The 14,588-nt window shown below is 62.4% G+C and carries 9 protein-coding genes; all 9 read right to left on the bottom strand.

The window, feature by feature from the left end:
* Positions 1-51: 51 nt before the first annotated feature.
* Positions 52-6,393 carry an excinuclease ABC subunit UvrA gene (uvrA, locus tag CHU94_RS04400; protein ID WP_094477176.1) on the bottom strand — a complete coding sequence of 2,114 codons (6,342 nt, stop codon included), beginning with the start codon at positions 6,391-6,393 and terminating at the stop codon, positions 52-54.
* Between the two features lie 125 nt (positions 6,394-6,518).
* Positions 6,519-7,001, bottom strand: coding sequence for a hypothetical protein (locus CHU94_RS04395; protein WP_094477174.1), 483 nt, complete (start codon positions 6,999-7,001; stop codon positions 6,519-6,521).
* Between the two features lie 71 nt (positions 7,002-7,072).
* Complete coding sequence (locus CHU94_RS04390) at positions 7,073-7,264, bottom strand: hypothetical protein (protein ID WP_094477172.1); 192 nt, start codon at positions 7,262-7,264, stop codon at positions 7,073-7,075.
* Between the two features lie 95 nt (positions 7,265-7,359).
* A complete protein-coding gene (locus tag CHU94_RS04385; protein WP_094477170.1) occupies positions 7,360-9,015 on the bottom strand; it encodes an MFS transporter in 1,656 nt (551 codons plus the stop codon).
* A 168-nt stretch (positions 9,016-9,183) separates the two neighbouring features.
* Positions 9,184-9,840 carry a 2-hydroxychromene-2-carboxylate isomerase gene (locus CHU94_RS04380; RefSeq protein WP_094477168.1) on the bottom strand — a complete coding sequence of 219 codons (657 nt, stop codon included), beginning with the start codon at positions 9,838-9,840 and terminating at the stop codon, positions 9,184-9,186.
* A gap of 24 nt (positions 9,841-9,864) precedes the next feature.
* Positions 9,865-10,617 (bottom strand): YbaK/EbsC family protein, encoded by a 753-nt coding sequence (locus CHU94_RS04375; RefSeq protein ID WP_255033842.1) that lies wholly within the window; start codon positions 10,615-10,617, stop codon positions 9,865-9,867.
* A 23-nt stretch (positions 10,618-10,640) separates the two neighbouring features.
* Positions 10,641-11,549, bottom strand: coding sequence for a hydroxymethylglutaryl-CoA lyase (locus CHU94_RS04370; RefSeq protein WP_176451925.1), 909 nt, complete (start codon positions 11,547-11,549; stop codon positions 10,641-10,643).
* A gap of 15 nt (positions 11,550-11,564) precedes the next feature.
* Positions 11,565-12,485, bottom strand: a complete 921-nt coding sequence (locus CHU94_RS04365) for a glyoxylate/hydroxypyruvate reductase A (protein WP_094477783.1) — start codon at positions 12,483-12,485, stop codon at positions 11,565-11,567.
* 54 nt (positions 12,486-12,539) lie between these two features.
* The gene (locus CHU94_RS04360) at positions 12,540-14,573 is read right to left on the bottom strand and encodes an acetyl/propionyl/methylcrotonyl-CoA carboxylase subunit alpha (protein WP_094477162.1); all 2,034 of its coding nucleotides are present in this window, start codon (positions 14,571-14,573) and stop codon (positions 12,540-12,542) included.
* Positions 14,574-14,588 lie beyond the last annotated feature (15 nt).

Here is a 14,588-nt window from a genome sequence, read left to right as displayed (position 1 = left end):
GGTTTATGTCGATTCTGGTGAGGACACCGACAAATAGCCACAAACTCCAGGTCATCGCGCCAGCACCGCCTCCAGCGCCTTGCCCGTGTGGGTGCCCAGCTTAACCACCTCTTCAGGCGTCGTAGCAGCCACCACGCGCCCACCGCCGTTGCCACCGTCTGGCCCCAGGTCAATGACCCAGTCGGCTTCGGCGATCACGTCCAGGTCGTGCTCAATGACCACCACGCTGTGGCCGCCGTTGACCAGGCGGTGCAGCACGTGGATGAGTTTTTCCACATCGGCCATGTGCAGGCCCACGGTGGGCTCGTCCAGCACATACAGCGTATGCGGCACTTTGTTGCCGCGCTTGCCCACGTCGTCACGCACCTTGCTAAGTTCGGTCACCAGCTTGATGCGCTGGGCCTCGCCACCGCTGAGCGTGGGTGAGGGCTGGCCCAGCGTGAGGTAGCCCAAGCCCACATCCTTGAGGAGCTGCAGCGGGTGTGCGATGACCGGCATGGCGGCGAAGAAGTCCACCGCTTCGTCCACCTCCATCTGCAGCACATCGCCAATGTTTTTGCCACGCCACGTCACAGCCAATGTCTCGGGGTTGAAGCGCGCGCCCTTGCAGGTTTCGCACAGCACTTTCACATCGGGCAAGAAGCTCATGCCGATGGTACGAATGCCCTGCCCCTCGCAGGAGGGGCAGCGGCCCTCGCCGGTGTTGAAGCTGAATCGGTTGGATGCATAACCACGCGCCTTGGCTTCCAGCGTATCGGCAAAGAGTTTGCGGATGGTGTCCCAGAAACCGATGTAGGTGGCCGGGCAGCTGCGCGGCGTTTTGCCGATGGGGGTCTGGTCCACTTCGAGCACCCGGTCCACCGTCTCAAAACCGTCCACACCTTCGCAACCCGTCCACTGAATCGTCTCGCCCGCCTCCAGCGCATCGCAGCCGGCCTTGGTGCTGCGCTTTTGCACGGCCACTTGCACGTTGGCCAGCAACACGTCACGTGCCAGCGTGGACTTGCCGGAGCCGCTGACGCCGGTGATGGCGACCAGGCGCTTCAGCGGAACATGGGCGGTGAAGTTCTGCAGGTTGTGCATGCTGGCGTTATGTACCGTTAGCCAGTCGATCTTTGGCTTTGGTGCCTTTGCTGGGCCCGCAGCGGGTAGCCCTGGGGCGGGCTCCTCGTCGCGTAGCTCAATTTCGTCACCCACCCCAGGGCTACCCGCTGCTGCGACGGACATTTGGGCGGTGCGACGGTCGGCAAGGGCTGCGTATTCCGCGGCTACTTTGGTGCGTTCCGCAAGCTCGGCATTAGCCGTTTCGCTGGCGCTCAATTGGGCAGCTGCGGCAGCCGCCTTCGCAGCTTTTGCACTGAGTTTCTTAGCCGGTTTGGCGCTGGCACCAGCGGTGGAAGTCGATGCGCCGGGTGACGATTTTGGCGCGCCGTATGAGGAACCCGGCGCATCGGCTTCCGCCGCGTCGAGCACCAGTGTCTCCGCGTAAGACACCATCCCGCGACGTACCGCCAACGGATGCTTCATTGCATGCAAGAGGTAGCGCCCGGTCTGCGACTCAGGAGCGTTCTGCACATCAGCAATAGAACCCTGCGCCACCAGCCGCCCACCGCGTTTACCCGCGCTGGGACCGATGTCGATGATGTGGTCCGCATGGCGAATGGTGTCCTCGTCGTGCTCCACCACCACCAACGTGTTGCCCTTGTCGCTCAAGGACTGCAACGCGCCCAACAGAATCTTGTTGTCGCGCGCATGCAGACCAATGGTGGGCTCGTCCAGCACGTAACACACACCCTGCAGATTGCTGCCCAGCTGCGCCGCCAGACGGATGCGCTGCGCCTCGCCGCCGCTGAGGGTGGGTGCGCCGCGGTCCAGCGTCAGATAACCCAGACCCACTTCTTCCAAAAACTCCAAACGGCTGCGAATTTCAGGCACCAGGTCACGCGCAATGTCTGCCTCGCGCGCGCTCATGCCGCCCGCCACTTGCAGCGTCTGCACCCACTTGCGCACATCGGTCACGCTCAAGCGCGCAATGTCGGTGATGCCCACGCCGGCAAACTTGACGTTGCGTGCGGTTGCGTTCAGGCGAGTGCCCTCGCAGGTAGGGCAGGTCGCGTCGTGCAAGTCCTCTATGTCGGCTTCAGCAAAGGTCTGCTCACGGCCCTTGTTGTCATCGTCCGGCGCGGAATCGTCAAACACCTTGCGCTGCTCTTTGGTCAGCGCTACCCCGGTGCCCACACAATCCGGGCACCAGCCGTGTTTGCTGTTGTAGGAGAACAGGCGCGGGTCCAGCTCGGCATACGACGTGGCGCACACCGGGCACGCGCGTTTGGTGGAAAACACCTGTACCTTGCCAATGCCAGCGGCCGGTGCGCCAGCCACCATGGCCTCGCGCAATCCATCAATCTCGCTCAGCACATACACAAGCCCTTTGCCGTGCGTCAGCGCATCGGTCAGCGCCTGTCGCAGCGCGGGTTCGTTGGCAGGCGTTACGTCCAGACTGGCTACGGGCAGCTCGATGTTGTGTTCCTTGAAACGGTCAATCCGCGGAAAGCCACTGGTAGGCAGGAAGTTGCCATCCACCCGCAGGTGCGTGTACCCGCGCGGCCGCGCCCAGTCCGCCAGCTCGGTGTACACGCCCTTGCGCCCCTGCACCAGCGGGGCCAGCAAGCCGATGTGCTGGCCACGGTAGTTCTTGAGCAGCTGCGCCGCAATGCTGTCTGCCGACTGCGGCTCCACCGCCGCGCCGTCCTTGTAGCAGTGCTGCGTGCCCAGCTTGACGCACAGCAGGCGCAGAAAGTGCCAGACCTCCGTGGTGGTGCCCACAGTGGATTTACGCCCACCGCGCGACAAACGCTGCTCGATAGCCACCGTAGGCGGAATGCCATACACCGCATCCACCTCGGGCCGGCCCGCAGGCTGCACGATGGATCGCGCATAGGCATTCAAGGATTCGAGATAACGCCGCTGGCCTTCGTTGAACAGAATGTCAAACGCCAACGTGGACTTGCCCGAACCGGACACACCAGTGACCACACTGAACTTGCCCCGCGGAATATCCACGGACAGCGACTTCAGGTTGTGCTCCTTCGCATTCACGATACGAATGGAATTGCTGTCCTCGCCCCCCTGCCCAGAATCGGCGGTGTATGGGCTTGCGCCCGGGGCCGATTTGCTACTCGCGAAGCGAGTTGATGAGGCACTGGGCGCAAGCCCATCCGCCGCAGCGAGAGAGGCTGCCCGCATCAAATACTTGGCCGACGGCTCAGCCACCTCATGCACCACCCCCATCGCCGCCGCATAGTCCCGCAGCGCTTGCCCGGTGTGTGATGTGGCATGCAGCATCACATCCTCCGGTGTGCCATGCGCAACGACCTCGCCCCCCGCATCCCCACCCTCGGGGCCCAGATCAATGAGCCAGTCCGACGCACGAATCACATCCAGGTTGTGCTCGATGACAACCAACGAATGCCCCGCATCCAACAACTTTCGCAGTGCACGCATCAGCTTGGCGATGTCGTCAAAATGCAGCCCCGTGGTCGGCTCGTCGAGCATGAAGAGCGAACCCTTTTTGCCCAGGAATTGCCGGCTGGCGCTCCCCCCCTTCGCTGCCTCCGCAAGAAAGCCTGCCAGCTTGAGGCGCTGCGCCTCGCCGCCTGACAAGGTCGGCACCGGCTGGCCCAACTTCACATACTCCAGCCCCACGTCCACGATGGGCTGCAGCACGCGGATCACATCACGGTCTGCGCTGAACAGGTCGGCGGCTTCGCTCACCGTCAGGTCCAGTACATCAGCCACGTTCACATTACGGCCCTTGCGTTCGATGGTGACTTCCAGAATCTCTGGCCGGTAACGCTTGCCATCGCAGTCGGGGCAGCGCAGGTACACGTCGCTCAGGAACTGCATCTCCACATGCTCAAAGCCCGAGCCACCGCAGGTGGGGCAGCGGCCGTCCCCACTGTTGAAACTGAATTTGCTGGCCGTGTAGCTGCGCTCCTTGGACAAGGCAGCACCCGCAAACAGCTCGCGGATCGCGTCCCACGCCCCCACATAACTCACGGGGTTGGAGCGCGCCGTCTTGCCGATGGGAGACTGGTCCACAAATACCACTTCGCTGAGCTGCTCGGCCCCCAGCAGGCGGCTGTGTGCGCCCGGGGTTTCGGTGGCCTTGCCAAAGTAGCGCAGCAGCGCAGGTGCCAGCACGTCTTGAATCAGCGTGGACTTGCCCGAACCCGACACGCCCGTCACACAGACCAGGCGCTGCAGTGGAATCTCCACAGACACGTTTTTGAGGTTGTGCTCGGTCACGCCCTCCAGAATCAGGCGCGGCGTATTGGGTGCCACCATGCGCTTGAAGCCCATGCCGACCTGTTTGCGGCCGCCCAGGTAAGCCCCGGTCATGGTGTCCGCTGCCTTCAACGCCTCGGTCGTTCCGTCAAACACAATGTTGCCGCCCTTCTCGCCCGGGCCGGGGCCCATGTCGATCATGCGGTCGGCCGCCAGCATCACCGCCGGGTCATGCTCCACCACCACCAGCGTGTTGCCCGCATCGCGCAGGCGCTGCATCGCCACGATGATGCGGTTCATGTCACGCGGGTGCAGGCCGATGCTGGGCTCATCCAGCACAAACAGGGTGTTGACCAGGGATGTACCCAGCGCCGTGGTCAGGTTAATACGCTGCACCTCGCCGCCCGACAGCGTGCGGCTCTGCCGGTCCAGCGTGAGGTAGCCAATGCCCACGTCGCACAAGTACTTGAGCCGCGTGCCCACCTCTTCAAACAAGAGCTTGAGGGTTTTGGCTTCAGCCTCAGACTGGGCCGGAGCAACATCGCCCGAACGCGAAGCGGAGCCAGGGGTGTCGGCGGAGGCCGATTTGCCAATCGCGAAGCGAGTGGATGAGGCCTCTGCCGACACCCTTGGCTCCGCCCCACTTCCATCGAGCTGCCACTGCAGCGAATCAAAAAACCTCTTCAGCTTGTCTAACGACATCAGCATCAAATCATGCAGACACAAGCCCGGCAGCGCCTCCAGCTGCGCGCGCGTCCACTTCACGCCCTGCGGCATGAAGCGCTTGGCCGGCGGCAGCACCGCGTCGGCCTGCGCCTTGGTGCCAATGCGCCACAGCAGGCTCTCGGTCTTGAGCCGCGCACCGCCGCAGGTGCCACACGGCGTGTAACTGCGGTATTTCGACAAGAGCACCCGGATGTGCATCTTGTAAGCCTTGCTTTCCAGGTATTCAAAGAAACGGTCCACGCCAAACCAGTGCTGGTTCCACTTGCCATTCCAGTTCGGCGAGCCCTTGAGCACCCAGTGCTTCTGCTCCTCGGTCAGCTTGTACCAAGGCGTATCACGCGGAATACCGCTGGCCTCGGCATGGCGCATCAAATCGTCCTGGCACTCTTGCCACGCGGGGGTCTGCATGGGTTTGACAGCGCCCGCGCGCAAGGTCAGCTTGTCGTTAGGGATGACAAGTCCATAGTCCACCCCCACCACACGGCCAAAGCCACGACAGGCTTCGCAGGCGCCCACGGCGGAATTGAAGCTGAACATGGACGCGAGGGGGTCGCTGTAACGGATGTCGCTCTGTGGGCAATGCAAGCCTGTAGAAAAACGCCACAAGGCAGGCGCAGCATTAGCTACAGTTTCAGGTGCTGTTTGCGCAGTATTCGCGGGGGCCAGGACCTCATTTAGCACATAAACATTGAGTCGACCGCTGCCGCGCTTCAAAGCGACTTCAATCGCTTCCAGCACACGGGCCTTCTCCACCCCGTCGATGCGGAAGCGATCGGCCACCACGTCCAGTACCTTGCGGGGGCCGCTGATGGTGCCCACCTCACGCTCCGCCTGTACCCGTGTAAAGCCGCTGGCGCTGAGCCACTGGGTCACTTCGTCTTGTGTGGTGCTGGCGGGCAACTCCACGGGAAACGTCAGCACCAGGCGCGGGTTTCCCTCGCTGGCGGCGCGACGCAGCAGCTCGGCGTAAATCGTCTCCGGCGTGTCGTGCTGCACGGGCAGCGCCGTGTCTTTGTCAAACAGATTGCCGGCGCGGGAGAACAGCAGCTTCAGGTGGTCGTTGAGCTCCGTCATGGTGCCCACGGTGGAGCGGCTGGAGCGCACCGGATTGGTCTGGTCGATGGCGATGGCCGGAGGCACGCCTTCCACCTTGTCCACCGCGGGTTTGTCCATGCGGTCCAGAAACTGGCGGGCGTAGGCGCTGAAGGTTTCCACGTAGCGGCGCTGGCCTTCTGCGTACAGCGTGTCAAACACCAAGCTGGACTTGCCCGAGCCGCTGGGCCCTGTCACCACGGTCAGTTCGCCGGTGCGAATATCTAGATCGAGGTTCTTGAGATTGTGCTGCCGCGCTCCGCGAATGCGGATGGATCCCTGGGACATAAGTGAATGCTCTTCGGTAGGAGGAGAGACATTCTAGGCAGCCCCAGGAGGACAACAAAGGCGTGAGGACAATTTTCCATCACCCCGTATCAGGGCGTATTCCCCGGGGACAAGACAACCGCCGCTTAGCCTTTCAGAGCCCGCTCCAACTCGCGGGCAGCCTTGCTGCCGACGGCTTCCTGAATTTTGGGCAACAAGGCCAACAGATCGTCAAAACCTGCAGCAGCTTCCACTGACAGGTTCAGCCGAAAGCCCCGCAAGCCGAGACTGGCGGTCAGTTTGGTTGCAATCGGTTTGGCGTCGGCATAACGCTCCTGCGCTGTGCGGTTGCTAGGAGGCAAGGCCGCATCTTCAGCTTGCAGCACCGAGTCGGCACTCGCCACCGGCCCCGGTGCGGCGACAGAACCGGCTACCAAGGCCAAAAAGCCCTGCGCCACCATGTGCTCCACATCTTCGGCAGTCACGCCCATGCCGGCAGTGGCCGCGAGCACCTGCTCCTGCGTCTTGTTGCCATCAAACAGAATGAAGGTGGACCGCTGGCGCGCAGAAAAGAGCGGCGAGCGTTCTTTGAACGCTTGCTGCCCCAATTCTGTTTTGATGTATTTCATGCGGGCATTTTAGGGTCCACACCCTGCCCTGGCAGCGTTTTCATGCCGCCTGCAACATCAGGTAAACCCTACTATTTGGCTTCGCTGGCTGCCGCTGCAGGTGCGGGGGCGGCAGCAGGGGCGGATGCCGCAGCAGCGGGCGCTTCGGTGTGCAATGCCTCTGCACCGTGTTTTTCTCCACCCATATCGATGTCACCCCCGGTGCTCAGGATGTACAGCGCCAGCGCCGCAAACAAGGCAAAACCCACAGCAATTTTCCACATACCACTTCTTTCAAAAAAAAGGCCCCCACAAGGAGAGCCTGGAAATTGCCCCGGCCACATCGGCCAGGGCGTTAACTCAACATGAAACCAACAGATCAGTCGTTGGCGTAGATGTCCACGTCTTTGGTTTCCTTGACGAACAAGCCGCCGATCACCACGGTCGCTGCCGCAATGATGATGGGATACCACAAGCCGTTGTACATATTACCGGTCTGGGCCACGATGGCGAAGGCCGTGGTGGGCAGCAGGCCGCCGAACCAGCCGTTACCGATGTGGTAAGGCAAGGACATGGAGGTGTAACGGATACGGGTCGGGAACATTTCCACCAGCATGGCAGCAATGGGGCCGTACACCATGGTCACCAGGATCACCAGGTAAGACAGGATGATGATGACCTTGACCTTGTCGAACTTGGCCATGTCAGCCTTGGCGGGGTAGCCAGCGGTCTTCAGGGCTTCGTTCAGGGCCTTGTTGAATTCTGCGGCCTTGGCGGCAGCGTCTTCCTTGCTCAGACCCTTGGAGGTGTAACCGGGGATCACGGTGGCACCCACGGACACGGTAGCAGGTGTGCCAGCAGCAGCCACGGCATTGTCATAGCTCACCGAGCGGCTAGCCAGCGCTTGCTTGGCAATGTCGCAGGAGCTGGTGAACTTCACAGTGCCTGTGGGGTTGAACTGGAACGAGCACTCTGCAGGGTCCGCAGTCACCACGACCTTGTTGGCAGCTTGTGCAGCAGCCAGGTCAGGGTTGGCAGCTTTGGTCAGCGCTTCGAACACGGGGAAGTAGGTCAACGCGGCCAACAAGCAGCCAGCCAAGATGATTGGCTTGCGACCAATCTTGTCAGACAGCGAACCGAACACGATGAAGAACGGCGTGCCGATGATCAGGGAGATCGCCACCATGATGTTGGCGGTCGCACCGTCCACCTTCAACGCTTGCGTCAGGAAGAACAGGGCGTAGAACTGACCAGAATACCAAACCACGGCTTGACCGGCGGTCAGACCGACCAGGGCCAAGATCACGATCTTCAGGTTTTTCCACTGACCGAAAGACTCGGACAGAGGAGCCTTGGAAGTCTTGCCTTCGGCTTTCATCTTGGCGAAAGCGGGCGATTCATTCATGCTCAAGCGGATGTAGACCGACACGGCCAACAACAGAATGGACACGATGAACGGAACGCGCCAGCCCCAATCGGCAAACGCAGCTTCACCCACAACGGTCCGGGTACCCAGAATCACCATCAGGGACAGGAACAAGCCCAAAGTCGCTGTGGTCTGGATCCAGGAGGTGTAGGCACCACGTTTGCCGTGGGGAGCGTGTTCTGCCACATAGGTAGCAGCACCACCGTACTCACCACCCAAAGCCAAACCTTGCAGCAAGCGCAGCACGATCAGGATGATGGGAGCCGCCACGCCGATGGAAGCGTAGGTGGGCAAAATACCCACAATGAAGGTGGACAAGCCCATGATCAGGATGGTCACCAAGAATGTGTACTTGCGACCGATCATGTCACCCAAACGGCCAAAGAAAATGGCACCGAAGGGGCGCACGATGAAACCTGCCGCAAACGCCAGCAAGGCAAAGATGAAGGCGGAGCCTTCGTCCAGACCGCTGAAGAACTGCTTGGCAATGATCGCTGCCAAGGAACCGTAGAGGTAAAAGTCGTACCACTCGAAAACGGTGCCGAGTGAGGAAGCGAAGATAACTTTCTTCTCTTCCGCAGACATCGGCCGTGGGGCTGTTGTTGCCATAGTGCTTGTCTCCAATTGTTGTCGGGCCTCCGGGATGGAGGTTGACCTTATTTTTGGAGGGGGCACTGACCCTGCTCTGACGCGAAACCAACGCTGGCTTGCGCAAAACTGACAGCCCTCTGACGGTTTAGGGTCTAACCCTTAACCATCATTTCACATCACGGCAATTCAGGCGGAGCGCGCGGGTATACCCGAAGGCCAGGCGTGCACGCGGTCCCAGCGCGTGTCAGCTTCACTACCAACCAGGCTGGCATCCCCATCAAGATAAGCGCGCAGCATGGGCAGCGCGTCCAGGCCCCAGAACACTTTGCCATCCACCTCGAAGCTGGGCACACCAAATACGTCGCGTGCAATGGCTTCGTCTGCGTGGGCTTTGAGCTGGGCTTTCACCTCGGCGCTGCCAGGCTCCTGCACAGGGGCCAGTGCTTGCGTCACATCGGCCAAGCGCTGCGGATTGGCGGCATCCGCCCCGCCGACCCACACATGGCGAAACAGGGTTTCGCACACATAGCGATTGGGCAGGCCCTGCGCATCACAAGCCACCGCCAAGCGCAGCAGGCCCAGCGGGTTGAAAGGGTGTGCAGCCGGAAAGTCCAGCGCCACGCCGTCGCGCTGTGCCAGCCATTGCACGTGGCGGTAGATCCAGGCGCGCTTGGGTGGCACCTCCGCTGGGCCCAGCACCGCGTTGTGCTTGAGCAGCCCGCCCAGAAACACGGGCTTGTAAACCACGTGGTAACTCAGATCTTGCAAAGCCGCCGGCAGCGCTTCAAACGCCAGATAAGCGTAAGGCGAGATGAAGTCCAGGTAAAACGTGATTTGTTTCATGGGAGCCTTGGTGTGGCAAGGGAATCAGGAAAACGCCTCGGGATGAGTCTGCCGCAGGCGATCGGTGATGTGGGTCCACATCACCTTTTTGGCTGCATCATCGCTGCGGCCCCACTCGCGGATCTCATCGATGGTGCGAAAACAGCCTTCGCACAGGCCACTGCCCGTATCCATGCGACATACATTCACACAAGGACTGGGCACGTTTTCAGCGATTGAGCTTATGGATAGTGCGCGAGTAGCTAGCGTTTTGATAGCATTTTCACGCGCCAATGCATCCAGCACATCTTCATCCTCGGGCGCCTCCACCACATCGGCTACCGGTGCACCGGTCAGCGCCACCAGGTGTTCGGGGTGCAGCTTGAAGACACCATGCGGGTGGCCTGCCGCGGCCCATACTTCCTCAAAGCGAAACAGCTCCTGGTCGATCAGCGTCACACCGGGCAAGGCGTGCGCAACCGGGCTCACGCCGCCTATGCTGAACCCCGTGCGCTCCTTCACAAAGGCCGCATTGGCCCGGCCCAGCGGCCCCACCAGCGCCGCCACCTTGGCTTCGTCCACACGGCGGTCACCCGAGGTGACGACCAGCACCGCCACATCGTCTTCGATGCGCTTGAAGATGATGCTCTTGGCAATCTGGCCCACGGCCACGCCTAGCGCATCGGCCGCCTGCTGAGCGGTGCGTGCGGCGCCGTCCAGCATCACCGGGCTATGGGGGTGGTTTTTTGCTTGCAATTCGGCAGCGACACGCTGCACACCTTCAGGTAACTCTGTCAATTCGGCTCCACACATCGTGTTGTTTATCCAAGTCGCTTGGTCAGCAGCGCATTGGCCGCGCGCGAGTGCGGCTTGCGCTGCAAGAAGTCGCTGATGAACTTGCCCGCGTCGATGAGCTTGTCCAAGTCAATGCCCGTCTCGATACCCATGCCGTGCAGCAGGTAGACCACGTCTTCAGTCGCCACATTGCCGGTAGCCCCCTTGGCATAAGGGCAGCCGCCCAGGCCGGCGGAGGACGTGTCGTAGTGCCAGATGCCCATCTCCAAGCAGGCCAGCGTATTGGCCAGCGCCATGCCATAGGTGTCGTGGAAGTGGCCGGATATCTCGTCCACGTTGTAGTACTGCAGCGTCGCGTCCATTGCGCGCTGCACCTTGAGCGGTGTACCCACGCCAATGGTGTCGGCTACGCCCACGTGCTCCACGCCAATGTCCTTCATGAGCCGCGCCACCAGCGCCACGCGCTCGGGCGCAATCTCGCCCTCGTAGGGGCAGCCCACAGCGCACGAGATGGCACCGCGCACCGCAATGCCAGCTGCTTTGGCCGCTGCCGCCACGGGGCGGAAGCGCTCAATACTTTCTTCGATCGAGCAGTTGATGTTCTTCTGGCTGAAGGCCTCACTGGCCGCGCCAAACACCACGATCTCGTCGGGTTTGGACAGCACCGCCGCCTCAAAGCCTTTCATATTGGGCGTGAGCACCGAGTAGCGCACGCCGGGCTTGCGCTGGATGCCCGCCATCACCTCCGCGTTGTCCGCCATCTGCGGCACCCATTTGGGCGACACAAAGCTGGTGACCTCAATCTCTTTCAGGCCCGCGTCCTGCAGGCGGTGCACCAGCTCCACCTTCACGGCGGCCGGCACAGGTTCTTTCTCGTTCTGCAGGCCGTCCCGCGGGCCCACATCGATGATCTTGACTTTGGAGGGGATGGACATGGTCAGTCTCTCAGTTCAGTAGCCGCGCGCCGCATCCACGCGGCCCGCAACCGTTTGGCCGTTTTGCAGCGCGGCGATCTTGCGGGCGATTTGCGCGATGCTTTCGCTGCGCAAGGTACGGGCGGAAGTGTGGGGCGTGATGGTGATCTTGGGGTGGTTCCAGAACGCATGGCCTTGCGGCAGCGGCTCCACGCGGAACACGTCGAGCGTGGCGCCCGCCAGGTGGCCGCCGTCAATGGCAGCCAACAGGTCCGCGTCCACCACATGGGCACCGCGCGCCACATTGATGACGTAACCGCCGGGGCGGATCTGCGCCAGACGCTGGGCGTTGAGGATGTTTTCGGTGTCGGGTGTCAGCGGCAGCAGGCAGACCACGATGCGGCTGGCGGCCAAAAAGGCGTCCAGTTGCGCCGCGCCATGGAAGGACTGCACACCGGCGATGGTTTTGGGCGATTGGCTCCAGCCGTTCACCGGAAAGTCGAACTGAGCCACCGACTTGGCCACGCGTTCGCCCAGCACGCCCAGCCCCAGCACGCCCACCGGGTAGTCCACCCGGCTGCGCGGCTTGCGGAAGGACCACTTGCCCATGGCCATGTCGGACTCGTACCCATCGAGCTCGCGGAAATGGCGGATGACGGCGTGACACACGTACTCGGCCATCTGTACCGACATGCCCGCGTCGTCCAACCGAATGACGGGCACGCCCGCCGGCAAGCGCAGCTGCATCAGCGCATCCACACCGGCACCGGTATTAAAGATGGCCTTCAGGCTGGTTTGCTCATCGAGCAACTGCTGGGGCGGCTTCCAAACCACAGCGTAGTCGGCTTGCGGGGCACCGGGCTCCCACAGGGTGACCGTGGCGCCGGGCAGTGCGGCCTGCAGGCCGGGAATCCAGGAGGCCGCGTCCATATCGGCCGAGTAATAGGTAATGCGCAGGGAAGACATGGGCAGATTTTCGCCGCTTTGCAAAGCCCCTCTGCCCGCCCCGGCTCAGGCCGTGGCCAGACGCAGCAGCTCCGCTCCCTCGCTCACCTGATCGCCGGGCGCAAACAACAGCTCGGCCACCGTGCCATCGGCCGGCGCAGCAATGGTGTGCTCCATCTTCATGGCTTCCATCACGGCCAGGGCCTGGCCCTTCCTCACCGCGTCACCCGCCTTCACCGCAAACGACACCACTTTGCCCGGCATGGGCGCAGTCAGGCGGCCACCTTCGGCCTGCGTATCGCCCGCATGGGCTAACGCGTCAACCGCTACGATTTGTGTAGCACCTTGCGCAGTGAATACGTGGGCTACATCGCCATTTCTATGGATATGGACCTGCACGCGCTGGCAGCCCAGTTGCAAATCCAGCGCACCACCGGCCGCTTCAGCCCAGGCGAATGGCAGAGTGTCACCGCCTACCGTCAGGGTATGCGCGCCGCGCTGGGTGGTCAGCACCACCGTGTGCGCCGCCCCTGCGTACTCCAGCGCAAAGCTGCGTGTGGAGACACCGTGCGAGCGCCAACCATCGCGCTGCGCCCACGGGTCGCGCCATCCGCTGGCGTCCACCGCGGCGCCCTGCGCCTGCTCGGCCTGCAGGGAGTGCGCCACCAAAGCCGCTGCGGCTAGCGGCAAGCCCACCTTGTCCTGATGGAACAAGGCCGCCGCCTCGCGGGGGATCAGGGCGGTGTCCAACTCGGCCTTGGCAAACGCGTCACTGGTCGTCACATGGCGCAAAAACTGCACATTGGTCGCCAAGCCCACGATGTGGGTTTGCGCGAGTGCGGCATCCAAGCGAGCCAAGGCCTCGGCGCGGGTGGCGCCGTGCACGATGAGCTTGGCAACCATGGAATCGTAGAAGGGGCTGATGGTGTCGCCCTGGCGCACGCCAGAGTCCACCCGCGTACCCTGCGGCGCGCGTTCAAACGTCACATGCCCCGGCAAACCGTACGCATGCAAAGTACCCGTAGCGGGCAAGAAGTTGTTGTCCGGATTCTCGGCACAGATGCGCGCCTCAATCGCGTGGCCGTGGATCTGCAACTGGTCTTGCTGCAGGGGCAGTGGCTCGCCGGCCGCCACGCGCAACTGCCACTCCACCAGGTCCAGCCCGGTGATGGCTTCCGTCACCGGATGTTCCACCTGCAGGCGCGTGTTCATCTCCATGAAGTAGAACTTCATTTGCTCAGGGCGCGCGTAGCCGCCGGGCTGCTCCACGATGAATTCCACCGTACCAGCGCCAACGTAGTTCACCGCACGCGCCGCTTCCACCGCCGCTGCGCCCATGCGCGCACGCAGCTCCGGCGTCATGCCGGGCGCGGGGGCTTCTTCCAGCACCTTTTGGTGGCGGCGCTGCACCGAGCAGTCGCGTTCAAACAGGTAGACGTAGTTGCCCTGCGTGTCGCCAAACACCTGGATCTCGATATGGCGCGGGCGCTGCACATACTTTTCCACCAGCACCGCGTCGTCGCCAAAGCTGTTGATGGCCTCGCGTTTGCAGCTGGCCAGCGCAGCGGCGAAGTCCTCGGCCTTGTCCACCGCACGCATGCCCTTGCCGCCACCACCCGCGCTGGCCTTGATGAGCACGGGGTAACCGATCCGGTCCGCCTCACGCTGCAGCAGCGCTGGGTCCTGGTCGGCACCGTGGTAACCAGGCACCAGGGGCACACCGGCCTTTTCCATCAACTGCTTGGACTCGGCCTTGAGGCCCATGGCCAGGATGGCGGATGCGGGCGGACCGATGAAGACCAGCCCAGCAGCGGCGCAGGCCTTGGCAAAGTCTTCGTTTTCGCTCAAAAAACCATAGCCGGGGTGGATGGCTTGCGCGCCGGTAGCCTTCGCCGCTTCGATGATGCGTTCCCAGCGCAGGTAGCTGTCCTTGGGCGCGCTGCCGCCAATGTGCACGGCCTCATTGCACGCCGCCACGTGTTTGGCGTGGGCATCGGCATCCGAGTAGACCGCTACGGTTTTGATAGCTAGTCGCGCAGCCGTGGCGGCCACGCGGCAGGCGATTTCTCCCCGGTTGGCGATGAGTATTTTTGTAAACATGTGTGTCTCCTCGGG

Source organism: Rhodoferax sp. TH121 (assembly GCF_002251855.1).
GTDB lineage: Bacteria > Pseudomonadota > Gammaproteobacteria > Burkholderiales > Burkholderiaceae_C > Allorhodoferax.
Note: the sequence above shows the minus strand (reverse complement) of the source record. Positions and strands in the feature narration are given on the sequence as shown.

Bases quoted from the DNA above. Each gene is read 5' to 3' on its own strand.
- uvrA (WP_094477176.1), bottom strand. From the start codon at position 6,393: ATGTCCCAGGGATCCATCCGCATTCGCGGAGCGCGGCAGCACAATCTC.
- CHU94_RS04395 (WP_094477174.1), bottom strand. From the start codon at position 7,001: ATGAAATACATCAAAACAGAATTGGGGCAGCAAGCGTTCAAAGAACGC.
- CHU94_RS04390 (WP_094477172.1), bottom strand. From the start codon at position 7,264: ATGTGGAAAATTGCTGTGGGTTTTGCCTTGTTTGCGGCGCTGGCGCTG.
- CHU94_RS04385 (WP_094477170.1), bottom strand. From the start codon at position 9,015: ATGGCAACAACAGCCCCACGGCCGATGTCTGCGGAAGAGAAGAAAGTT.
- CHU94_RS04380 (WP_094477168.1), bottom strand. From the start codon at position 9,840: ATGAAACAAATCACGTTTTACCTGGACTTCATCTCGCCTTACGCTTAT.
- CHU94_RS04370 (WP_176451925.1), bottom strand. From the start codon at position 11,549: ATGTCCATCCCCTCCAAAGTCAAGATCATCGATGTGGGCCCGCGGGAC.
- CHU94_RS04360 (WP_094477162.1), bottom strand. From the start codon at position 14,573: ATGTTTACAAAAATACTCATCGCCAACCGGGGAGAAATCGCCTGCCGC.